Origin of the sequence: Halomonas sp. MS1, assembly GCF_024182575.1 — a bacterium.
Lineage (GTDB): Bacteria > Pseudomonadota > Gammaproteobacteria > Pseudomonadales > Halomonadaceae > Vreelandella.
This window is the reverse complement of the sequence record NZ_CP098926.1, coordinates 457275-481040: the sequence shown is the minus strand read 5'-3', so window position 1 is coordinate 481040 and position 23766 is coordinate 457275. Positions and strand designations below refer to the sequence as shown.

The following is a 23766-nucleotide window of genomic DNA, read 5'->3' as shown; positions in this document are numbered from 1 at the left end:
CTTAGATTAACAGGCAATAAATAGCGGAAAGCGCAGCGTCCATTTCAGGCCGCCTAGCTCAGAAGCACCAGGCGAAAGTGTTCCGCCATGGGCATTGACCAACGCGCTTGCAATAGAGAGCCCCAGCCCGCTGCCGCCACTTGCACGGTTACGTGAGCCTTCCACACGGTATAGGCGTTCAGTTAAGCGTGAAAGCTCGCTTTCAGGTACGCCAGGGGAACTGTCTTCCCAAGTAATCACAGCATGGCTAGCCTCGCAGGTTAATGAAACCCGTAGCTCTCCTGGTGGTTGTGTATAGGCGCAGCTGTTATCCAGCAGGTTATTCCAGAGCTGGCGTAAGCGTTGGGCATCCCCTTGTATCATGATATCGGGGGTAAGCTGGCTTGACAGGGTCAGGCCGCTCTCTTCTAGCCAGCGGTCGGCATCGGATAAACGGCCTTTCAAGCTTTCGCTAAGGTTCATCGGCGCTAGCTGAATATCTAATGCGCCTGCATCACTTTGCGAAAGCAGCCTCAAGTCAGTGACTAACCGTTCCAGTTGAGACACTTCTTGAGCCAGTGAGCTCAGATTTTCCTGGTTTAGCGGACGAATTCCATCCTGCATTGCTTCGATTTCACCACGCAGGACTGCCAACGGGGTACGTAGCTCGTGCGCTGTGTCTGATACCCATCGTGCTCTGGCGTCACGGCTAGCTTCTAGGGTGGCCGCCAATACGTTGAAATCGCGTGCCAAACTGGAAAGTTCATCTCGGCCGCGTTCTGGTAATCGAGTGTGATAATCACCTTCGGTTAAGCGCAGCGTTGCGCCTGCCAAAGCTCGGGTGCGTCGGCCTAACCACCAGGAAAGCCCCCCTGCCAGTAACAGCGATGCTAATCCAAGAGAAATAACAATAAGCCCCAAATTGCGCTGCTGGCGCTCTAGAAAGCGACTTTCCATACGCTCCATCATATCTTGCGGAGGACGAAACCCCAGTTCTCCAATTGCTTCATTGTTTCCGCTTGAGGTCACGTTGCTATACAGGGTGAGCCACCGCCAACCGTTTGAACCGCGTGCGCTCTCGGCAGGCGGGACGACGAAGCGGCCATCGCTATTGCGTAAAGCGAAGTCCTGAGCTTCGCCGAGAGGGGAAGGGCGATCACGGTGTGCCTGGCCAAGCTCAAAACGCACAATATAGGGCCAGCGCTCTGGCGATTGCTCCAACCACTCCCAACTGCCTTGGGTTTCCCAGCGAGTAATTAGCCCATCCGCCAGCAGCGTAGCACGTCGCTCTTGGGCTTGATTGAGATACTCTAAAAAGCCGCGATCAATACTGTAAGTCACTGCTAGAAACACGCTCGCTGCAATGGCTACGTTGACGCTTAAAATAGCCACAAAAAGCTTTAGACCCAGTCGAGGAGGGCGCCACTGGCGTAACGAAGCGAGCGATTTCATTAGCTGGCTCCTTCATGGCTTGGTTGGGGTGGTTTGTTGAGTCGTTCGCGTAGATTTTCTAAACCTAAATACAGGCAGGGCACTACCAGTAACAAGATAACCGTGGCGAATAGCATGCCAAACCCTAGCGAAATGGCCATGGGTATCATAAAGCGCGCTTGGCGAGAGGTTTCTAGAATCATTGGTGCCAAGCCTAAAAACGTGGTGAGTGTGGTCATCATAATTGGCCGTAGGCGGCGAGTCGCCGCGGCGACGATTGCTTCACGGGCATCCATGCCCTCACGACGTTTACGGTTAGCATAATCAATCAGTACCAGAGCATCGTTAATTACCACGCCCGAAAGTGCCAGCATACCAAGTAGGCTGATAATCGATAGTCCGAACCCCATTAGCATATGGCCTGCAACGGCCCCGACAATACCAAACGGAATAGCGGCCAGTACCAGCAGTGGCTGAAAGTAACTACGGAAAGGAATAGCCAACAATGCATATAGCGCGGCCAGCATTAACCACATGGCGTTGCGCAACGTGGCTAAATTGTCGGCGGTATCTTGCTGCCGCCCACCCATGCTCACTTCAAGCCCTGCCCAGGTATTGCTAAGCGTGGGGAAAACATCTTCCTGCAGCGTGGCGAGCACTTGGTTAATTGCTTGGTCGCCTTCCGAGTCGGCGGTCACTGTAATGATTCGCCGACCATCGATACGTTGAAGACTGCTAGAAGCTTGGCTTAACGTAATGTCTGCAACGCGTGACAGCGGAACGCTTAGGCCGTCAGGCGTCTGGATCGGCAGCCGATAAAGCTCATTGAGGCTATCGCGATCTTGTTCCGGCAGGCGTACCTCAACGCTGACTTCTCGGCGGCCAATAAATTGTTCTATGGCTGTAGCACCCTGTAGCGGGCCGCGTAGCGCCTGGGCTAGATCGCTGCCCGTTAGCCCTAACGCGCGCCCTTCAGCAGACAGGCGCATTTCAAGCTGCGGTTTGCCGTCTCCCAGTCCGCTGTCGATATCGGTTAGCCCATATTCGGCCAGTTGTTCAGCCAACTGCGCAGCGGCCGCCTCTAACACTTGGGTGTTTGGGTGGGATAAACGCAGGCTCAGCGCTGCACCACTACCGGGGCCTCCGAAGTCTGACTCAAAGCGCACTGATTGCGCGCCGACTAAGTCGCCTGTTAAGTCGCGCCACTCCTGAGCAATTCGAGATGGAGGCCAGGCATCTAAACTTTCTCTGGCGATATCCAGGCGCACTTGCAGGCTCTCACCATCCAGGCTGCTGCGGGTACTGCTAAAGCTGAGGGCTGCCTCGCGTTCGCTAAGTTGCTCGGCGGCATTGAGCAATTGTTGGCTTAGCTCGCGGCTAACGCTTATGTTGCTGCCAATCGGCAGGGTAACGCTGGCTTGAACTTGGTCCGATTCCACCCTGGGCATAAGTGAAAAGCCAAGCCTACCGCTCATTGCCCAGGCAAGCGTGACACATAGCAAGGCGATGCCTAGGGATACAGTCAGCAGACGTTGAGTAAGCGCGCGCTGTAAAAACGGTTCAAACTGCTGGTAAGTAAAGTGATGCAAGCCCTTTTGCATACGTAGACGAACAGCTTCTATAGGGCGTTGCCATGCGGGCGTTTTGCGGGGTTTGCTGGCGTGGGCGAGGTGGGCGGGCAGTATAAACAGAGCCTCCACCAGAGAAATAATAAAGACCGTGGTAACGACCACTGGCACGGTAGCAAAAATAAGCCCTAAAAAGCCGGGTAAAAACAGGAGTGGCAGGAACGCAACAATATTAGACAGAATCGCAAAGGTAAGCGGTGTGGCGATTTCTTGAGCACCTTTCACCGCGGCATCGCGCAGTGAGTAGCCCTGTTCCCGATAGCTGTAAATATTCTCACCGACCAAAATGGCATCGTCCACGACGATGCCAAGGGCAATAATAAAGGCGAACATCGACATCATATTGAGTGAGACGCCAACCCATGGCAGAAACAGCATCGCACCCAAAAATGCCGTCGGGATGCCTAGCGTTACCCAGAAGGCCAATCGTGCCTCAAGAAACAGTGCCATAAGAATTAGTACCAGTGCCAAGCCCATCCAGGCGTTTTTTAGCAGCAGGTTCAGACGGTCTTCATAGATTTCTGAGCTATCTCTGGAAACATCCAGGCGTATCCCGTTGGGTAGGTTATCGCGCAGCCGCTCCAGCTCACCGTAAACGGCTTGAGAGATACTCGTCGGCGTTTGATCGCCAATCTGATAGATATCCACCGATAAGCCTTGCTCGCCGTTGTAGAACTCCTCGCGATCGGTTGCAGCAAATCCTTCGCTTACCCGAGCAATATCGCCCAGCACAACGGGTGAACCTTGGGCAGTGGTGAGAATGGGGAGTGCGGCAAACTCATCCGCACTGTTGCGGCGTCCCTGGTAGCGAATCAACCACTCGCCTTCGGCGGTAGTGAGCTGGCCACTGGCGAGGTCGAGCGCTTCTTCGGCAATTCGGCTGGCAAGCTGCTGATGGTCTAGCCCAAAGCGCTCAATAGCTTCTTCATCCACAAGCACCTGGATTTCACGTTCCCGATTGCCGGAGAGCTCTGCTCGGGAAATACCGCTAGTGGCCTGTAGTTCTGCGCGTACATCCTCCGCGGCGTCATGGAGTGCAGCTAAGCTAACTGAGCCATACACCTGTAGGCTCACTACGCTGCGAGAGCGGCCAGCTAGGGTAAAGCGAGGTGGATCCGCAGCGTTAGGCAAGGTGGTGATGGCATTCACGGCTTGCTGGATGTCCTGGTAGGCTCGCATCACGTTAACGCCATCGATCAACGTGGCGCTGACCACGCCGCTACCTTCGCCAGCGCTGGCGGTTAATTCATCGATGCCTTCTACGTCGGCAATGGCAGCTTCAACCGGTAGTAACAAACTTTGCTCAACATCTTCCGGTGTGGCACCGGGGTAGCTGATGCTAACTTGGATGATTTCCGTTTCAAATTCCGGGAAAACCTCTTTCTTGATGGCCAAGGATGCCATTAAGCCGCCAACGATAAACAGCACCATCATCAGGTTAGGGGCAACGCCATGGTCGACCATCCAGGCGAGTGGGCCACGGCGAATCATGGGCTTTCCTCATCACTGGCTGGCGTGTCGCCTCGCTGACGAATGCGGACTTGCTGGCCTTCACGAGGTTGAGCCAAGCCAGCAATAACCACGCGTTGTCCGGGGACTAAACCGCTGCGTACCAGCGCCGTTTCCTGCCCGCGGTAGGCCAGGGTGACATGGGTGCTGTGTAGGCGATCTTCATCATCTACCCACCATACCTGCTCGCCGGGACGCAATGCTGCAGAAGGCAGAGCGATGAGCGGCTCCTGGGTTGTGCTATGAAAGGCAACACGCAGCACATCGCCAAGGCGCAGTGCAGGACCATCTTGCTCTAGCGACAGCGGGTCATTCACGGCGATCAAAAGCTGCGCCTGTAAGCCGTTCTCTTCCAGGTTTGGCAGAATAGAAATTAAGTTACCTTCTCTGCTTGCTCCTTCCGGCCAGCCTTGGCTGGTAAGCGTGACGCGGCTGCCCGGCGTTAGCCAACTCAAAATATCCCCCGGCAACGAAGCGCGAACCCAAAACTGCTCAACACCAACCAAACTGAGTACTTCAGTACCCTGGCTTAACAGGGTCCCCGCGCCAACCAAGCGGTCTTGCACCATGGCTCGCCAAGGGGCAGTTAACGTGGCACGCTCAAGATTAAGCGCCGCTTGGTCTCGCACCACGCGTGCTTGCGTTAATTGAGCTTGAGCTTGGCGTAGCTGTGGTTCACGGAGCACCAATGCACGGCGCTCAGCACTGAGTTGGCGGCCAAACGATTCATACTCACTTCGGGCGCGCTGTTGCTCCGCTTGTTCTAGTGCTAACTGCGCCTGCGCGTTGGCCAACTGCGCTTCGGCATCTTCGAGAATCAGACGTAAATCGGCCTGATCGATATAAGCAACCGGCGCTCCTTGTTCGACGACTTGGCCTGGAAGAACGCCTTCGCCAAAGCGTTCTAGCTGACCAGCCACCCGACTGGCTAACATGGTGGATTTCTCTGCTTCTACTCGACCAAAACCGTTAAGCATAGGCGCTTGCAGGCGCTCTTCAGTCGTCATGATATCCACTAAGGGTGGTGCGGCGGGCGGTGGCGGGCGGCGTTCAACGCGAGGCGGCTGGCTGATAATCCACCAAGCCAAGGTTAAGCCGCCAACGAAAACCAGTAGTGCTGCCAAGGCTCCGAAACCGATACGGCCTTGTTGAGAAGGTGCGTGAAAGTGAGAGGAGGTCATTACCGCGCGGCATCCGTTGGCTGAGGGCGAAAATTCCAGAGAAAATGGCGTATCATGCTAGCATCACCGATACGCAAGCAATGATTAGGTAAGCAATGTGCAAATAGCGTGCAACCCATTAAGCATCGCTGCATCGTGCGGTTTAACCGCTGACGGGCCTCACAATACCTGTCATTATTATTTTGCAAAGCACTAAATTCACTGGTTAATGTGACGTCATGAAAAACACCGCCACTCGCGATAAGTTAATTGAAACCGGTGCCGAGCTGATTGCCCAGCAGGGCTACAATGCGACGGGTATTAATGCCGTCTTAAAGACCTGTGGTGTGCCTAAAGGATCGTTTTACCACTACTTTTCCAGCAAAGAAGATTTTGGGTTGGCGGTGATCGAGCGCTTTGCCAGTCAGTATGATGAACGCTTGGCAACACTGTTTGAAGATGTTTCGTTGCCGCCGTTAGAGCGCATACGGCGTTACTTCGCCACAGGGCGTGAGCATATGTTGGACTGCGACCACACCACTGGCTGCTTGATTGGTAACCTGGGGCAGGAGCTTTCGGGCCAGAGTGACACCTTCCGTGATGCACTTAACTTGGTGTTCCAGCGCTGGGAGAAGCGTTTAGCCGTCTGCCTGAAAGAAGCGCAAAATCAGAATGATATCGATAAGGCAATTGTTCCAGAAGCCCTGGCTAGTTTTATATTGTCGGGATGGGAAGGCGCTATATTGCGCGCTAAAACGCTTAAGTCAGTCGCTCCTATGGAGCACTTTGAGTCGATTTTATTTGCCCATGTGCTGGCGCCATCAGCGTCCTGTGAAGCAAGCCGTTAGTGACGTGCGCGAAAATGGTGCTCTCCGCTAGCCACGTCATTGCGCACGGCTGCCAGCAGCGACTCATCTAGCGACGGGTCGTCCAATAACAGCAGACCGCACTGAGCCAACGCAGAGCGCAAACTTATCTGTTCATCTAAGCGCTGATAGACCACTCGCACACAACAGGGCATACGCTCACTGTTATCAGCCACCCCCATTTTTAATCCGGTTAAGCGTGTGACTTGGCTTTGGTAGCTGGGAAACAGAATAGTTTGGGTGATTTCATGGCCATTGAGGGTTTCGTGGTCAACCAAAAATAGCCGGTCTGCAAGTTTAACGGCAGTTCCTACGTACCGGTTATGACAGGGCCGCTTTCCCAGAGCGACTTGCATACGTTCGGTACGCTGGTACACCACACCTCCTTCTCTGGCTTCTAAGCACACCAACGTGCGCATCAAATGCCCAGGGCGCGACATTGAGTGGTAAAGCTCGAAGTAGCGACCTAGATAACGCTCCATACCTTCGCTACCCCGCTGAATCAACGCATTAGGCCAGGGCAGGGTGTTCGGTGAAGTATCCGCATTGAGTTGGCCGGTTTGCACCAGCGCACGGAAGTCGTGGTGAGGCAGCGCAATATCTTCTGGGGTTACCCCAAAAAAGTGGCAAATACGCTGCAGCGCGGCGTGGCTTGGGTAATAGCGACCGCTGAGGTAGCGGTTGAATTGAGCACGGTTAATGGATAAGCGGCGGCAAACGTCCGCAATAGACGGGTAGTAGCTGCATAGCAGGCGTAAATTGGCCACAAAATCATCATGCATGGGAGCGGTTTCAGCGTTCTCAGTCGGCGACGGTGCGGCTAATGTGACGCTTCGCTCTTCATAGTGCAATAGCCACGTAACACGTCAATCAGGCCTGATTTTAATTAGAATCTTGCGAGGCCAGATGATGGACACCCGCAGCGCCGCTCCCACACCGGCGAAAGCTTAAATATGAAGCTTCGCTCGGCCTTAACAATGGCTCTTAAAACCGTCTAGACAGTGCTGATAATCAGCGCTGCATTGACGCCACCGAAACCGAATCCGTTGCACAATACATGCTTAGTAACGTGCTTCTGATGAGTCGCCGTGACGAAGGTTAAATCCTGCATATCATCATCGCAGTGCTCAAGATTGATGGTGGGCGGAAGCTGCTGATTATTGACTGCCAATACAGAAAAAATACTCTCAATGCCCCCTGCTGCGCCTAATAGGTGTCCTGTGGCGGCTTTTGTTGCCGAAATAGGGATGGCCGGCAAACGCTCACCGAATACGTTACGCAATGAGGCAACTTCAGCTCGGTCGCCAACGGGCGTCGAGGTGGCGTGGGCATTGATATGGTCAATGTCATCCGCGGTAAGGTCCGCCATGCCTAGCGCCGCTTGAATCGCAGCTGCTGCGCCGGCCCCATCCTTCGGGCCTGCCGTCAGGTGGTAGGCATCCGCGCTGGTGCCGTAGCCGCTAATGATCGCTAACGGCGTTGCGCCCCGCGCGACCGCATGCTCAAGTGTTTCGATCACCATAACGCCAGCGCCTTCTCCCATCACAAAACCGTTACGGGCTTTATCAAAGGGTCTGGACGCGCGTTCAGGATTGTCTGCTTCTGTGGAAACGGCCTTTAGCGCGTTAAAGCTGGCCAGTGACAGCGGGTCAATACACGCCTCGGCGCCGCCGACGACGGCAACATCAGCTTCTCCGTTGCGTATTATGCGCATACCGTCGCCAATCGCCTGTAGGCCAGCCGCGCAAGCCGTCACCGGGCAACCGAGAGGGCCTTGAAAACCATAACGAATGGACAGGTTGCCAGCAGCCAAATTGGCTAGAAAGGCGGGCACCGTGAAGGGGGAAAGTTTGCGATAGCCGCGCTCAGCAAGGGTTTTTTGAGCTTGTGTAATGGTAGGGAAGCCGCCAATGCCAGAACCAATAATGGTGGCCGTTCTGCGTTTTTGGGCCTGCTCAACGGGGAACCAGTTGGCCTGCGATAGCGCCTCTTTAGCTGCCGCCAATGCGTAGAGGCTGAACAAGTCCATTTTGCGCTGCTCTTTGGGGTCGGCTATCTCATTCAGATTAATACCGCCGGTGGGGTCTCGGTCAATACTCGGCACCACCCCGGCAATTTTGATCGGGATATGACTTGTGTCAAAGCGGTCAATGGTGCTGATGCCAGACTGGCCGTTAATCAGCCGCTGCCAAGTCGTATTGACGCTGTTGCCTAGTGGGCTGACCATACCCATGCCGGTAATCACGATAGGTGAGTGCATAGTGACTCCTGAGTTATTGATAGGGTCACCCTAGCAACGGCCAATATATGATCAAGATAATATTTAGCTGACGAGGTAGCTATGCCTTATCCCAAGAGCCATAAATCGAAAACAAAAGAGCGCATTTTGGCTTCGGCGACGGAGCTATTCAGTCGCTATGGGTTTCAAAAGGTCTCGATTGGCCAGATCATGAAGCTCGCCAAGATGACGCATGGCGCCTTTTATGCCCATTTCGCTTCAAAAGAGGCCCTATACAATGAGTCCGTTCGCCTGACCATTGATAACAGTCGGGCGGCTAGGCTGGTAAAAGGCCCGCTTTCGTTGCAGCACTTAACCGAGTTAGTCGCTAACTACTGCAATCTCCAAGAGCTGGAAGCTAAGCATAGGCCGGGGCCTGAAGCGGTACTGTTCAATGAAATAGGCAGTGAAAAAGCAGAAATTCGCACCCTGTTTGAAGCGTCCTATATGAGTATGAAAAAGATGCTGGAAACGCGCTTGATCGCGCTGAGTAAGCTGAAACAACTTCCCTTTGCCAATGACCGCAAAGCGATTGCTGATAAGTCTCGGGTCATATTGGCCTCTCTGGTAGGGGCCGTTGCGATTGCCAAAAGCTTGCCGGGGGAGGTGGAACGAAAGCAGGTGTTGTTAGCCACACAACGCCAGATTTTACTGATGCTCGGGGTCAGCGAAGCTGAGGCGGAGCGTATGATGCAAGCACAGTAGTTCGGCCATCTACTGAAGAGAGTCTCGATATGTTGTTGAAGCGTTACCGCTCTTACGCGACGTTGAATGAGTGATTCGGCAGACTGCCCAAGACGAAGCGGGTAAAAAACTGGATAATGGCCGCCATCAGCCTATGGCCCCAAGACCTTCAGCACATTTATCTATCCGGATGCCCGCTCATGGAAATCAAAGTTAACTATCTCGACAACCTCCGCTTAGAGGCCAAGTTCGACGATTTTACGGTTATCTCCGACCAGCCGATTCGCTACAAAGGCGACGGCTCGGCACCTGGGCCGTTTGACTACTTTCTAGCGTCGTCTGCCATGTGTGCGGCCTACTTTGTAAAGGTTTACTGCAACGCCCGCGATATTCCTACCGAAAATATTCGCCTGTCACAGAACAACATCGTTGACCCAGAAGACCGCTATAAGCAGATCTTCAAAATCCAGGTCGAGTTGCCGGAAGATATTTCTGAAAAAGATCGCCAGGGTATTCTGCGTTCCATCGATCGCTGCACGGTTAAGAAGGTGGTTCAAACCGGCCCTGATTTCCAGATCGAGACGGTAGAAAACATCGACGAGGACGCCCAGGCGCTGCTGATGGGAGCGCCGGAGGGCAGTGCTACTTATATTCCAGGCAAAGACCTGCCATTAGAACAAACCATCGCCAATATGAGCGCGATGCTGGCTGACCTGGGCATGAAGATAGAGATCGCCTCCTGGCGCAATATCGTGCCCCACGTCTGGTCACTGCATATTCGCGATGCGGCTTCACCGATGTGTTTCACCAATGGCAAAGGGGCTACCAAAGAGAGCGCCCTGTGTTCGGCGCTGGGCGAGTTTATTGAGCGCTTAAGCTGTAACTTCTTCTATAACGATCAGTACTTTGGTGAAGAGATTGCCAACAGTGATTTTGTTCACTACCCCAATGAAAAGTGGTTCAAGCCGGGGCCGAACGATAAACTTCCCGCAGAAATTCTCGACGACCATTGTCGCGATATTTATAACCCTGAAGGCGAGCTGTGTGGCTCACATCTGATCGATACCAACTCTGGCCGTGAAGATAGGGGCATTGTCTCACTGCCGTTTGTGCGCCAGTCCGACGGTGAAACGGTCTACTTCCCCTCCAATCTGATCGAAAACCTGTTCCTCAGTAACGGTATGAGCGCGGGCAATACCCTGGTAGAAGCCCAGGTGCAGTGCCTGTCGGAAATTTTCGAGCGGGCGGTGAAGCGTGAAATCCTCGAGCAGGAGTTAGCTCTGCCGGATGTACCGCAGGACGTGCTAGCCAAGTATCCAAGTATCGTAGAAGGCATTAACGCCCTGGAAGCCCAGGGTTTTCCCGTGTTGGTCAAAGATGCCTCTATGGGCGGGCAGTTCCCGGTGATGTGCGTCACCTTAATGAACCCGCGTACTGGCGGCGTATTTGCTTCGTTTGGCGCGCACCCGAGTTTTGAAGTGGCGCTGGAGCGCAGCCTAACTGAGCTTCTGCAGGGGCGCAGTTTCGAAGGGTTGAACGATCTGCCGCTGCCGACGTTTAACTCGCAAACCGTTTCTGAACCCAACAACTTCGTTGAGCATTTTATCGACTCGGTGGGCGTCGTTTCCTGGCGCTTCTTTAGTGCCAAGCCCGATTTTGAATTCAGCGAATGGGATTTCTCTGGCAGCAATGAGGAAGAGGCCGCGACGCTGTTTGGTATCTTTGAAGAGTTGGGCGCGGAAGTGTATATGGCGGTCCACGAAGACCTGGGCGCACCCGTCTGTCGCATTCTGGTGCCGGGTTACTCAGAGGTGTACCCCATTGAAGATTTAATCTGGGATAACACCAATAAAGCGTTGGACTACCGCAAAGATATTCTCAATTTGCACCGCTTGGATGACGCTCAGCTTACCGATCTGGTTGAGCGGCTAGAAGAGAGCCAGATGGATGACCACGCCGATATCATCACGCTGATCGGTATCGAGTTTGATGAGAACACTGTGTGGGGGCAGCTAACGATTCTAGAGCTCAAGCTGCTGGTTTACCTTGCGCTGCAACGCCATGAAGAGGCGCTGGACTGCGTGCAGATGTTCCTGCAGTACAACGATAATACCGTTGAGCGCGGCCTGTTCTACCAAGCGGTAAACGCGGTGCTGGAAATTGTGCTGGATGGCGAACTGGAGCTTGAAGACTATCTGCATAACTTCCAGCGCATGTTCGGCGAAGCGACCATGGCGGCTGTTGTGGGGTCGGTGAGCGGCGAAGTGCGCTTCCACGGCCTAACGCCGACTAACATGCAGTTAGAAGGCCTGGAGCGCCACCAGCGCTTGATCGAAAGCTATAAGAAGCTTCATGCGGCACGGGCGGCGAAAGCGGGCATTTAAGCATTCCCCAAACGCGCTGCTAGTTAACTGTTTTGCTGGTGTTACGGCGCCAGCAGAGCAGGTCACCATTTTGCCCGAACAGACGGTCTAATCAGCAGAGTGGAACCAAGATTGGCGGCTGAGAAATTCGATTAACTCGCTGCGGAACACCTTTGAACGCGCTGAAAGGCTGCGCCGGTAGGGCCATACCAAGAAGATCTCACGGTGACGTCCCCGCCACTCAGGGAGCACTTGTATTAACTCTCCCGCTTGTAAGCTGTTCGCCACCATACTGGCGGGCATCAACGAGACGCCTGCTCCCGACGTTGTGAGGTTCAGCACAATATTCATATCGTTACTGATATGGAAATGGCTCTTGTGACAAGCGTGCTGACTACCGTCTTGATGGAACAGCAGCCAATCGCTAAACATTTTTGCGGCCACGCTGGGGCATGCTTGTAGCTCTTCTATCGTGCTGGGAATAGGGTGTTTCATCGTCGGTGATGCCACCAAAATCGGTTCTATATAGCCCAGGTGTTTTTGGATCAGCGTCGAATCTTTTTGTGGTCCAGAGCGAAGCGCAATATCCGCTTGGTGGTCGCGAATATCAACCACGTTGTTATCGAGTTCGATCGTCAGCGCAATCTCCGGGTAGCGATCAATAAAGTGACGCCAAAATGCATCCAGTGGCCCGCTGCCCAGGTTGACAGGTGCCATAACCTTCAATGGCCCGCTTAGGCTATACAGTGTTTGATCCAGGTCTGAAATTCGCTGATCCAGTGCGAGCACTAGCTCTTCACACTCGCGGAAGTAGGACTCGCCCTGAGGCGTCAACGTTAACCCCTTGGTTGAGCGATGGAGCAACTCTACGCCTAGTGTGGCTTCCAGTGCGCTTATGCGCCGCGACACGGTGGCAATGGTCATCTTCAACGTTGCCGCCGTAGCCGTGAGGCTGCGTTGGTTGGCGGCCACGATAAAGATATTCAGGTCATCAAGAGAGGGTTTTCGCATTTTGCAATTCTGTAAAATTGATTCTCATATATTGGCATATATTACCGTTATAGGTGTTTGTTAATCTGTCCGCACTCAAACATCACTCTCAGGTACTGCCATGAAACACAGAATTATCTTCGCTATTCTCATGTCGTTTACGCTATCGCTGATTATGTCTGCCTGGGTAACGTACGTGAATATCGGAACTCATGCTGATTTTGTTGGCATCTGGATGCACGCTTGGCTGCTTGCTTGGCCAGCTGCTGGGATCATTGCGTTTATCTGTGGCCCCTTTATGCATAAATTAGCCCACCGCATTGCCGAGAAAGTCTGACGGCTTGCCTGATGCACTCTGGTGCACCCGCTGATGCAGTGAGTGCACACAACTGCATCGCTGCGCCAAATTTAATTCTTCCCCATGCTTGGTAAAACGTTCTCCGCGGCGCGGTTTTAAGAAGCGCGAAATAAAACGACGCGAATTCCAACATAACGCTAATACAAGAACGCGGAGAAAATCACATGCTTGATATGCTCAATGAGCTCCTCTGGGGAAAGGTTCTGCTAGTGCTGCTAGTAGGCGTTGGCATCGGTTTTACCGTTGCTTCCCGCTTTGTGCAGTTTCGTTATTTCGGCCAAATGTTTCGCATCCTGGGGTCGGGGCAGGCCTTTAAGCGCAATAAACACGGCCACTTAAGTTCGTTTCAGGCACTTGTCCTATCAGTGGCAGGGCGCGTAGGTGGCGGTAATATTGCCGGCGTAGCGGTCGCGATTACGCTAGGTGGCCCAGGGGCTATTTTCTGGATGTGGCTGGTGGGCCTGATGGGTATGGCGACTAGCTTTTTAGAATGTACCCTCGCGCAGACCTACAAAGAAGCGGAAGGCGATGGCACTTATCGCGGTGGTCCGGCGTACTACATTGTTAAAGGGTTAGGTAAACAGTGGCGTTGGCTGGCAGCGTTTTACTCGGTGCTATTGCTGTTAACCTTTGGTTTTGCCTTTACCGCACTGCAATCTTATGCGGTAGCGACCTCGTTTGGCGACGCCTTTGGTGTGCCGGTGCTTTACAGTGGCATTGCCCTGGCCATGCTGGTAGGGCTGATTATTTTTGGTGGCATCAAACGTATTGCGCGCATCTCAGAGTTTCTGGTGCCTTTTATGGCGGTCAGCTATATCGCCATTGCGCTGCTGGTCATCGCCATGAACATTGGTGAAATTCCCGGCGTTATCACGCTAATCGTAAAAAGTGCTTTCGGCCTTGAACCGCTGATTGGTGGCGGTATTGGTGCGGCCATTATGATGGGTTTGAAGCGTGGTCTGTTTTCTAACGAAGCGGGTCTGGGCAGTGCGCCTAATGTGGCAGCGGTTGCTTACGTACCGCACCCGGCCAACCAAGGCATTGTGCAGGCGTTTTCGGTGTTTATCGATACCGTGATTATCTGCTCGGCCACGGCGTTTTTGATTCTGCTCAGCGGTGTGTACGACCCGACAGCTGGCGCTGGCGTTGAAGGGATCGCCCTGACCCAGGCGGCGCTAGCCGACCATGTAGGCGAATGGGGTCGCACCTTTGTTAGCCTCGCGCTGCTGCTGTTTGCGTTCAGTACTATTTTGTACAACTACTACCTAGGCGAGAACAGCCTCAACTTCTTTAGCCGCGATAACCAGAATCTGTTTAACGCTTTCCGTGTCGCCATTGTGTTGCTGGTGTGCTGGGGCGCGACCACAGATCTTGGCACTGTGTTCGGCTTTGCCGATGTCACCATGGGGCTATTGGCAGTGGTCAACCTGGTGGCGCTGATTCTGTTGTTCAAGTGCGGCCTACGTATTCTTAACGATTACGATAGCCAGCGCCGCCAGGGCATTAAACAGCCGATCTTCGATGCCAACCAGCACCCGGATCTTGAGCTAGACCCCAAGGCGTGGGAACTGGAGCCTGAAGAGGCCGAAGCGCTAAAACAGCGCCTGGCAAGTGCGCCTGCTAAGTAAGCCCTCACAGGCACTAACGCTATTCGATTAGGAGAGACTATGTCCCGCGTACTCATGCTCTACACCGGCGGTACCATCGGTATGCAACCATCGCCACACGGGTATGTGCCTTGCGCGGGGCTGGCCGATCGTTTAGCCGCACACTTGGCGCTGGCCGCCGACAGGTTGCCGTCGTTTGATGTGCTAGAAATGCAGCCGCTGATTGATAGCGCTGAGCTAATGCCCGACGCCTGGAACCGTTTAGTGGCACAGTTAGAAAGCCACTGGCAAGCATACGATGGGTTTGTGGTGCTACACGGTACCGACACCATGGCGTATAGCGCCGCTGCATTGTCGTTTATGCTCGGCGCGCTCAACAAGCCGGTGATCTTCACCGGCGCTCAAATTCCTTTGGGGGAGCCCCGTAGCGATGCACTGAATAATCTCGTCAGTGCACTGCAACTGGTGGCTCACTCCGCGACACCTTGTGAAGTGAGTCTGGTCTTTCACGATCGACTTCTGCGCGGTAATCGTGCGCGCAAGGTACGCACTCAGGGCTTAGATGCCTTTGACTCTCCCAATTTTCCTTGGCTTGCCGAGCTTGGCATTGCCATATCTTACCCTCAGCCTTCTGCGTTGCTGAGTGGACGGCCTGACTTTGCCCCCATTGAGGTGGATGATGAGGCGGTTGCGATATTGCCACTCTATCCTGGTATGTCGCTGCGCCGCGCCAAGGCGCTGCTGGCCGATGAACGCTTAAAAGGCTTGATTCTGCATAGCTACGGCGTGGGCAACCCGCCTAGTTTTGAAGGCGAGCTGTTAACGGCGTTAACGGCTGCAAATGAACGAGGGGTCGCACTGCTTAACGTGACTCAGTGCGCCCAAGGGGAAGTCGTACAGGGTGCCTACGCCACCGGCGCGGCGCTGAACCAAGCCGGTGTGATTGCGGGAGGCGATATCACCCTAGAAGCCGCCGTTGCAAAGCTCACGGTGCTGCTAGGTCGTGGGATGAGCGGCCCTGCACTGCGCAGGGCACTTAGCGGCTCACTACGAGGCGAGTGCAGCTAACATCTTACCCTCTAGTGCTTTTTAACCTTCCAAATTCGCCACGTTAAGATCGCGATAATAAGCGCACTCAGTGGCGCTATGACGGAAGCGGCAACATTGGGTTCGATATCGACACCTAGCGCTCTTAAGCTTTCCAGCCCCAGTTTCATTAAGCTGAAAATGTAGTAGCTGATGACGATGATCGAGAGACCTTCAACGGCCTTTTGGATTTTTAGCTGGCTGCTCGCGCGGGCATCTAAGCTCTGCAAAATTTTGTAGTTTTGCCTCTCGATTTCGACCTGGGTGCGGGTACGCAACAAGTCGTTTAAGCGTGTGGCGCTGGTGGCCAGCGTTTCTACGCGGCGATTCATGGCGTCGCAGTAGCGCACGGCCGGTTCAAATCGTCGCAAAATAAACATGCCAAGCCGAGGATAATTACCGATACGCTCCTCACGCAGCTCATTGATGCGTGCCAACACGATGCTGGCATAGGCATCGGTCGCGCTAAAGCGTTGGCGTGTTTGTACACCGCAGCGTTCGAGTTTTGCCGAGAGCAGTGTTAAGGCGTTGAGCAACGGTTCGGCAGGCGAGGTGTGCTGTTCGGCGTGTTGATGAGAGAGCGCAGACAGTTCCGTTTCATAGTGTTGTAGCTCACTGCTGAGTGCTTTGGCTTCCGGTAGCGCCAGCATCGCCATTATGCGGTAAGTCTCAATATCAAATAAGCGTCTCGCCATCCTGCCCAGTCGATAGCTATCCAGATTATCGTTAACCATTAGCAATCGGTTTCTTTGCTGATCATCCAGGTTGAAGTCGCTCCAAACCGTGGCATCTCCGCCGCCTACCTTTGAGCCCGCTGGCTGATCTAATCCATAGGCCTCCACGCTACCTGCCCATCGATTGGCCGTTTCCACGCGCAAGACGCTGGCACTGATTATTTTATCGGCAACATCCGCAAGTAAACGGGCTAAAAAAGTAGGTGGTGTTGGCCATATGCGAGGGTTGCTGTTGTTGTCGTGCTTAATGGTCAGCGTAAAAAATTCGGTGTGCCGCTCCCACTTTACTAAGCAACCCTGGCAACTGACTATTTGTTGCACCTGATCGGGTGTGACAGTGACCTCTGTCAGCTCTGCTAGGCGATTAAGCAACCTAGTAACGTCATCGCCTTCAAGCGTAAAAGCGTAGTGATGAAGACAAGCAGGCCCCTCAAAATAGATGGGAGGCCGCGCGTGAAGCTCGTTATGTAATGCCGTGTGTTGAGCATGCATGAAGCAAATTACCTGATCTATTGTTGTTACAAGTGTTGTAAAGAGTGTTGTTAAGAGCGTTGTGGCGAATGTTGTTACGAATAGCCAGCTTGATGGCTAACCTAGTTGCCAAGCGGCGTTAGCCAAAGAACCAGTAGCAGACGGCAATGGCAGTGATGATGCCCGCGGCGTCGGCGATGAGCGCGCAGCCCAGGCCATGGCGAATACGGGTAACGCCGACCGCGCCAAAATAGACCGCTAGCACGTAGAAGGTCGTTTCGGTGCTGCCTTGCAGGGTAGCGGCTAGCAGGCCAGGAAAGCTGTCGACACCGAAGGTGTTCATCGTCTCGATCATCATGGCCCGCGAGCCGCTACCAGAAAGGGGCTTTACAAAGGCGGTAGGCAGCGCATCGACGAAGCGAGTGTCCCAGCCAACCCCTTCCACTAACCAACGGATGCCACTTAGCCCTGCGTCCAGAACGCCGCTGGCACGCAGTACGCCAACCGCCACCAGCATGGCAATAAGATACGGCAGCAGGGTGACGGTAAAGCTGACACCTTCTTTTGCCCCTTCAATAAAGGCGTCATACACCCTGACACCACGCAGTGCGCCAACCACTAAAAACATCATGACAATAGTGAATAACGTTAGGTTACCCACCAGTGTTGAAGCAGCCGCCAATGCTTGGGCCGACATGCCTGCCAGCGTGGTAATTAATAACCCCAGGGCAAGCGCTGCAGCGACCAAATAAGCCAGCACCACGGGTTGCCAAAGTTTTAAGCGCTGTACGAGTGCAACCGCGAGTAGCCCTGCCAGGCTGGAGGCGCTGGTAGCCAGCAGAATCGGCAGAAAGACCAGGGTGGGCTCAGCCGCGCCTTGCTGAGCACGATAAATGAAGATCGTGACAGGTAGCAGCGTCAGTGATGATGTGTTGAGCACTAAAAACAGAATTTGTGCGTTGCTGGCGGTATCGCGGCTCGGGTTGAGACTCTGCAGCGATTGCATGGCTTTAATGCCAATCGGTGTGGCAGCGTTATCTAAGCCTAGAATGTTAGCCGCAAAGTTCATGCTAATTAGCCCCATGGCAGGGTGGCCCTGGGGCACTTCTGGCATTAGGCGGGAAAACAGTGGGTCAAGCACGCGGCCTAGTAAGCGAATCATGCCGGCCTTTTCGGCAATCGAAAGAAAGCCCAGCCAAAGCGTCATCGTGCCTAGTAGCACTAAAATAATATCCACGCTGACGCTTGCCATATCGAACAGCGACTGCACTAAGCGAGCAAAAACCTCGCTATCGCCACCAACTAACCACTGCCACAACGAGGCTGCAAACGCAGCAATGAAAAAGCTTAACCAAATTCCGTTTAGCATGGTGGGCAGGCATCCTGGGCAGTGAGGCAGTTGTATTTTTATAACGCTGCTTATCCTACCCAATGATTACCTGCAATCGCTAACCCGAAAGCGAAAGAAAAAACAGAATCAGTGGTGGAGAGAGTAGTGACAGGATAAATCCGCTGACCACGGCAATAGGGACACAGGCCACGCCGCCGTGCTGCTGGATCACCGGCAGGGTGAAGTCCATAGAGGTAGCGCCGCCATAGCCAATGGCTAGCGCGGCGTGGCGGTGGATAACGAGCGGAATCAGAATAAAGGCCAGCAGTTCGCGCGTAAGGTCGTTGAAAAACGCCACGCCGCCCATTAACGGGCCAAGTTGGTCGCCAATCAAAATAGCCGAAAGCGAATACCAGCCAAAGCCAGATGCCATGGCTAAGCCTTCATTCCAACTAAGCGAGAGAAGCGGGGCGGCTAACAAGCCAGCCAGCAGCGAGCTCAGCGCAAGGGTAACCGCGATGGCAAGCCCCAGGCGATTCAGCAAAATTTGTTTAAGTGGCATGCCGGAATTGCGTAGCTGGCAGCCAATCAGCATCAATAGTGCGTACAGCACCCACTCTGCCAGCCAGTCGGCGGTGGTAAACAGCGTTTCCCCAATCATCGGGCCAATTAGCAAACCAAATGCCACGCCAGCGGCCACCACACCTACCAACATGAGTGAACCCTGCATAGCCGCCAGTTTGCTAGTAGGGGCGTTCTTCACCACTGGTGAATTACCGGCTTTCAACGCCACTTGGCGTGATAGCCACCACAGTGCACCCAAGTTGAGCACGGTAGTAATGCTAAACAGCAGCAGCGCGTTACCGCCTAACCTTGAAAGCTGGCTGCCCAGGTTTTCAAGGCCCGCAAGACTTACCCCCATCAATAATAGAATCAAATAAACCGAGCCATTAACGGCTCGGTTGATGAGGTTCAGCAAGCGGGTAGAGCGAACGCGTACTAAGTAGCCTAACAAGAGAGGCAATAAAACAATCAGTAATCCAGAAAGCATTTAAGGTGCGTTTCCCCCTGCGGGGTTGAATTGAGTCATGGTGAGATACGTCTGACGACGCCCCTCTTTTCGATATTCTGCCGAGAGGATTAGTCCTGGCCAATCTGGGTGGAAGCTAATGTGTAGGTATCGGTCGGGCTTTTCTTTATCAATCAGCGTGACGCGTGTGGCTTCGAACTCACCGGCGGGAACGGTAATGGTGTTGGGCTCGTTGATATTCTGTTGATCGACATAGTACTGGAAGTGTTCGTCACGTCCGCGGTGATCAACAAACTCGATATCACAGGGAGTGCTTACCATGCAGCCTTCATGACCTGCTCGTCGGGAAAGGTCGAATAGAGCGGCCTGACGATCAAGCGAGCTAATATCACTTTCGTTGAGCTGGTAACTGTCGCCGACACCCAGTAGCGAATAACTGCTGTTATAGAGCAAAGAGCGAGTCGAGGTATCGTCTATCGAAAAGCGGCTACGCTCCTCACCTCGGGCAATCGCGACAGCAAAATTCATATTGCTTAGCCAGTGGAGCCCCTCATTGCTGAGCGTATGGGTAATGGTTGCGCCGGGCCAGCCGCGTATTTCTAAACGGTATTGGGCCTGGAAGGGGTGTGGGGCCTGCAGAGTTTGCTCACCTTGTGGAGTATCTGCTGTTGCTAAGCCGCACAGGGAAAACAGGCAAGCGCCCAACATTGCGCTCGCAGACTTAGGGTGTCTGATGCCTCTTGTAACATAACGCAAAGGCCCTTCCTCCTTCTCGAGTGTTTTCCTAAGAGCCTTTAGCTAGCGCTTGGTTCCCCGTGCAGTATAGCGTGCGTATGGCTAAGCGTCAGTAGCCTGCTGCTGGGCTAATCGTTGCTAACGATTCACCCGCTTCAAATGCCTTAATATACGCAATGACTTGATCAATGGCGTCATTAAGTGGTGTAGGCGCTGCCATATGAGGCGTTACTACCACGCTTGGATGCTGCCAAAGGGGGTGGCTGGTTGGAAGAGGCTCTTCACAGAAAACGTCTAGCAGGGCACCACGCAGATGTCCTGGCTTATTCGTTTCACCGAGCGCAGCGAGCAACGCCTGTTCATCGATTAGGCTGCCGCGACCGGGGTTAATAACACTGGCACCTTCGGGTAATTTCGCTAGCCGTTCGGCGTTAAGAATACCTTCCGTAGCCGCGGTATCTGGCAAAATAGTGACTAAGCTCTGCACTTGGCCAAGCAGTTCATCAAGCCCTTCATCGCCATGCAGGCAGCGTACGCCGCTAATCTGTTTAGGTGAACGGCTCCAGCCAAGTACGGGGAACCCTGCTTGCGACAAGTGAGTGGCTACGTAACTGCCGATTGCGCCAAGGCCTAATACGCCAACTGGCCACTGTGTTTTTTCAGGCACGGCTTGGGGCTTCCAAGTAGCGCTCTGCTGCTGAGTGGCGTAGCGATCCATGCTGCGGTAGAAGTGCAGTACGCCATATAGCACGTAATCAGCCATGAGTTCGCCCATGCCAGCATCACGTAATTTCACGATAGGAACATCGCTTGGAAGGCCGGGTGTTTTCAGTAAGTAATCAACACCCGCACCCAGGTTGATAATGCCTTTGAGCTGGTCTTGTTCCTGCAGTAAATGCTCAGGGGCTTTCCAAACGGCAAGGTAGTCGGCGTTTTTGCGTTCATCTTCAGGTGCGTCACTTGTCAATACAGTGGCCTGGGGCAACGCTTTTTCAAGTGCGGCTTGCCATTGGGCTGAATCATCAATATGGATGACTACTTTCATTTTTCCTCCTGACTACATGTTAACTATGGTTACGCTACCACGGCTTACCACAATTTTTGTCATAAAGGCTTTGACCGGCAACCAAGGGTCGGTGCTAGTATCGCCCTAAGACGACATTGGCAGGCCTACTGCGGGGGTGGCCAGGTCGATCCTGTGGCCCAGCGTGCCTAACTTACAATAGATAGCGCTGGTTCTTAGTGATCTTTGATGGCGAGTTGCCCGATGACTGAGGTTTCCCTGCCCTTCACACGTGAAGAGTACGCTAATCGGCTTTGGAAAGTGCGCGCAGAGATGGCGGGCCGTGGTATTGACGTTCTGATCGTCAGTGATCCTTCCAATATGGCGTGGTTGACTGGCTACGACGGCTGGTCATTTTATGTTCATCAATGCGTATTGGTGGGCCTTGAAGGCGAACCTGTATGGTTTGGCCGCCGTATGGATGCCAACGGCGCGCTGCGCACCTGCTGGATAGACCCCGATAATATTACCTACTATCCGGATTACTATGTTCAAAATCCGGATATGCATCCAATGGAGTATCTTGCCCAATCGATCATGCCCGACCGGGGCTGGCATACCGGTGTGGTGGGCATGGAGATGGATAACTACTACTTCTCTGCTAAAGCCTATCAAAGCCTTTTGCGTGAGCTTCCTCATGCGCGCTTTATGGATGCCAACGCACTTGTGAATTGGTGCCGAGCGATTAAGTCGCCGCAAGAAATAGCTTATATGCGTGTGGCGGCAAAAATTGTTGAAGGGATGCACACGCGCATTTTGGAGGTTATTGAGCCCGGGCTGCCCAAAAGTAAGCTGGTGTCGGAAATTTACCGCGTCGGCATCGAAGGATTTATTGACGAGAATGGCAAAGTGTTTGGCGGCGATTACCCCGCCATTGTGCCGATGTTGCCAACCGGTAAAGACGCTGCTGCGCCGCACCTTACTTGGGACGACACGCCATTTCGTAAAGGTGAAGGCACGTTCTTCGAAATTGCTGGTGTCTTCAAGCGCTACCACGCGCCTATGTCGCGCACCGTATTTTTAGGTACGCCGCCAACCGACTTTATTCGTGCTGAATCTGCTTTGTTGGAAGGCATTGAGAGTGGCTTGGCCGTGGCTAAGCCGGGCAATCGTACGGCGGATATTGCCATGGCGCTGGGTGCGGCGATGGATAAATACGGTTTTGACCGTGGCGGCGCGCGCTGTGGTTATCCGATTGGTATCTCGTACCCGCCGGACTGGGGCGAGCGCACGATGAGCTTGCGCCCCTCTGACGAAACTATTCTTCAGCCCGGAATGACATTTCACTTCATGCCTGGCCTCTGGGTAGAAGACTGGGGACTGGAAATTACCGAAAGCATTCTGATTACTGAAAATGGCTGTGAAACCCTGGCCAATTTTCCGCGCCAGCTGTTTGTTAAGTAGCTGTCTATACAATACAAGGGACATACAATGACGCTTCAACCGAACCAACTGCGGCCTAGCCCTATTTCCGCCACCGTTGATTTCGACGCCGATGGCGTACAGCACGGCTTTTTAAAACTGCCGATTTCCACCGATGAGTCTGCCTGGGGCGCGGTAATGATACCTATTACCGTGGTTAAAAATGGCGAAGGCCCCACGGCGTTATTAACGGGTGGGAATCATGGCGATGAATACGAAGGCATAACGTCGTTGTTGAAGCTTTCTTCCACGTTGAAAGCGGAAGAGGTGAGCGGGCGAGTCATTATCGTACCGTGTATGAACACGCCAGCAGTCATGGCTGGAAAGCGCACGTCGCCGATGGATAAAGGCAACTTGAATCGTAGTTTTCCAGGGGACCCAAACGGCACCGTAACGTCGCAAATCGCTGATTATTTTACCCGCGCGCTGGTTCCTATTAGCGATGTAGTGCTCGATTTGCACTCTGGTGGCCGTACGCTGGATATTTTGCCGTTCGGCGCTTCTCACGTTTTAGACGATAAGTCCCAACAGCAGGCGGCGTTGGAAGGCGCTAAAGCGTTCGGCGCTCCCTATGCGATGGTGATGTTTGAGCTAGATGCAGAAAAACTGTTCGATACGGCCTGTGAGCGCCAGGGCAAAGTGTTTGTGGCCACTGAGCTTGGCGGCGGCGGTACGTCCACGCCGCAAAGCATTGCGATTGCTGAGCGCGGTGTGCGCAATTTTTTGATCCATTACGGTTTGGTGCAAGGCACAGTAGAAATGCCCGAGGGTGGGCAAATGTACCTCGATATGCCAGATGCCAGCTGTTACGTGCAAAGCCAGCATTCTGGGGTGTTAGAGCTGCTAGTGGCGTTGGGTGATGAGGTGAAAAAAGGCCAAACCATTGCCTATGTTTACGATATGACCCGCAGCGGTACCGCTCCTGTGGCTTACAAAGCGGAACGTGACGGCATCTTAATGGCTCGCCGTGCGCCATCGTTAATCAATATGGGGGACACCCTGGCGGTGATTGCCGATGTTGTTGAACGCCTGGAGGCGTGAC

At 53.7% G+C, this 23766-nt stretch carries 19 protein-coding genes; 8 read left to right on the top strand and 11 right to left on the bottom strand.

The genetic code is table 11. The features are described from left to right. Positions 1-6: 6 nt before the first annotated feature. From NF683_RS02360 to NF683_RS02350, 3 genes are read right to left on the bottom strand one after another with little or no spacing between them, the layout of a single operon-like run. Complete coding sequence (locus NF683_RS02360) at positions 7-1431, bottom strand: ATP-binding protein (RefSeq protein ID WP_253921177.1); 1425 nt, start codon at positions 1429-1431, stop codon at positions 7-9. Next, positions 1431-4529: an efflux RND transporter permease subunit gene (locus NF683_RS02355; protein WP_253921176.1), complete on the bottom strand. Its 3099-nt coding sequence runs from the start codon at positions 4527-4529 to the stop codon at positions 1431-1433. The genes NF683_RS02360 and NF683_RS02355 overlap by 1 nt, the downstream gene beginning before the upstream one ends. Further along, positions 4526-5728: an efflux RND transporter periplasmic adaptor subunit gene (locus NF683_RS02350; protein ID WP_253921175.1), complete on the bottom strand. Its 1203-nt coding sequence runs from the start codon at positions 5726-5728 to the stop codon at positions 4526-4528. Before NF683_RS02350 ends, NF683_RS02355 begins: the two co-directional genes overlap by 4 nt. Before the next feature lie 218 nt (positions 5729-5946). On the opposite strand from NF683_RS02350, the gene NF683_RS02345 reads away from it, so the two are divergent. Next, the gene (locus NF683_RS02345; RefSeq protein WP_253921174.1) at positions 5947-6555 is read left to right on the top strand and encodes a TetR/AcrR family transcriptional regulator; all 609 of its coding nucleotides are present in this window, start codon (positions 5947-5949) and stop codon (positions 6553-6555) included. On the opposite strand, the gene NF683_RS02340 is transcribed toward NF683_RS02345, so the two are convergent. Then, the gene (locus NF683_RS02340) at positions 6552-7355 is read right to left on the bottom strand and encodes a helix-turn-helix domain-containing protein (protein WP_253921173.1); all 804 of its coding nucleotides are present in this window, start codon (positions 7353-7355) and stop codon (positions 6552-6554) included. The two genes, NF683_RS02345 and NF683_RS02340, sit on opposite strands and share 4 nt — an antisense overlap. A gap of 212 nt (positions 7356-7567) precedes the next feature. Continuing rightward, positions 7568-8833, bottom strand: a complete 1266-nt coding sequence (gene fabF / locus NF683_RS02335; RefSeq protein ID WP_253921172.1) for a beta-ketoacyl-ACP synthase II — start codon at positions 8831-8833, stop codon at positions 7568-7570. 81 nt (positions 8834-8914) lie between these two features. Between fabF and NF683_RS02330 the strand changes: the two genes are divergently transcribed. Further along, on the top strand, positions 8915-9556 hold the full coding sequence (locus NF683_RS02330; RefSeq protein WP_089039678.1) for a TetR/AcrR family transcriptional regulator: 642 nt from the start codon (positions 8915-8917) through the stop codon (positions 9554-9556). A 179-nt stretch (positions 9557-9735) separates the two neighbouring features. Then, the gene (locus tag NF683_RS02325) at positions 9736-11919 is read left to right on the top strand and encodes an OsmC domain/YcaO domain-containing protein (protein WP_253921171.1); all 2184 of its coding nucleotides are present in this window, start codon (positions 9736-9738) and stop codon (positions 11917-11919) included. 87 nt (positions 11920-12006) lie between these two features. Here the strand turns inward: NF683_RS02325 and NF683_RS02320 are convergent, their stop codons facing one another. Then, on the bottom strand, positions 12007-12909 hold the full coding sequence (locus tag NF683_RS02320; RefSeq protein WP_253921170.1) for a LysR family transcriptional regulator: 903 nt from the start codon (positions 12907-12909) through the stop codon (positions 12007-12009). 100 nt (positions 12910-13009) lie between these two features. On the opposite strand from NF683_RS02320, the gene NF683_RS02315 reads away from it, so the two are divergent. The 3 genes from NF683_RS02315 (at position 13010) to NF683_RS02305 (ending at position 15921) form a co-directional block, all read left to right on the top strand. Then, positions 13010-13225 carry a DUF2798 domain-containing protein gene (locus NF683_RS02315; RefSeq protein ID WP_089039675.1) on the top strand — a complete coding sequence of 72 codons (216 nt, stop codon included), beginning with the start codon at positions 13010-13012 and terminating at the stop codon, positions 13223-13225. Positions 13226-13410: 185 nt separating this feature from the next. Continuing rightward, positions 13411-14874, top strand: coding sequence for an alanine/glycine:cation symporter family protein (locus NF683_RS02310; RefSeq protein WP_089039674.1), 1464 nt, complete (start codon positions 13411-13413; stop codon positions 14872-14874). Positions 14875-14913: 39 nt separating this feature from the next. Beyond that, positions 14914-15921 (top strand): type I asparaginase, encoded by a 1008-nt coding sequence (locus NF683_RS02305; protein ID WP_089039673.1) that lies wholly within the window; start codon positions 14914-14916, stop codon positions 15919-15921. Positions 15922-15932: 11 nt separating this feature from the next. Here the strand turns inward: NF683_RS02305 and NF683_RS02300 are convergent, their stop codons facing one another. From NF683_RS02300 to NF683_RS02280, 5 genes are all read right to left on the bottom strand, one after another. After that, the gene (locus tag NF683_RS02300; RefSeq protein ID WP_089039672.1) at positions 15933-17165 is read right to left on the bottom strand and encodes a DUF3422 domain-containing protein; all 1233 of its coding nucleotides are present in this window, start codon (positions 17163-17165) and stop codon (positions 15933-15935) included. 118 nt (positions 17166-17283) lie between these two features. Then, a complete protein-coding gene (locus NF683_RS02295) occupies positions 17284-18513 on the bottom strand; it encodes a nucleoside recognition domain-containing protein (protein ID WP_089039671.1) in 1230 nt (409 codons plus the stop codon). A gap of 79 nt (positions 18514-18592) precedes the next feature. Further along, the gene (locus tag NF683_RS02290; protein ID WP_089039670.1) at positions 18593-19525 is read right to left on the bottom strand and encodes a lysine exporter LysO family protein; all 933 of its coding nucleotides are present in this window, start codon (positions 19523-19525) and stop codon (positions 18593-18595) included. Further along, positions 19526-20212 carry a hypothetical protein gene (locus NF683_RS02285; protein WP_253921169.1) on the bottom strand — a complete coding sequence of 229 codons (687 nt, stop codon included), beginning with the start codon at positions 20210-20212 and terminating at the stop codon, positions 19526-19528. Positions 20213-20348: 136 nt separating this feature from the next. Beyond that, the gene (locus NF683_RS02280) at positions 20349-21284 is read right to left on the bottom strand and encodes a 2-hydroxyacid dehydrogenase (RefSeq protein WP_089039668.1); all 936 of its coding nucleotides are present in this window, start codon (positions 21282-21284) and stop codon (positions 20349-20351) included. A 222-nt stretch (positions 21285-21506) separates the two neighbouring features. Between NF683_RS02280 and doeA the strand changes: the two genes are divergently transcribed. After that, the gene (gene doeA, locus NF683_RS02275; RefSeq protein ID WP_089039667.1) at positions 21507-22706 is read left to right on the top strand and encodes an ectoine hydrolase DoeA; all 1200 of its coding nucleotides are present in this window, start codon (positions 21507-21509) and stop codon (positions 22704-22706) included. A gap of 27 nt (positions 22707-22733) precedes the next feature. After that, complete coding sequence (gene doeB, locus NF683_RS02270; protein WP_089039666.1) at positions 22734-23765, top strand: N(2)-acetyl-L-2,4-diaminobutanoate deacetylase DoeB; 1032 nt, start codon at positions 22734-22736, stop codon at positions 23763-23765. Position 23766: the final 1 nt, after the last annotated feature.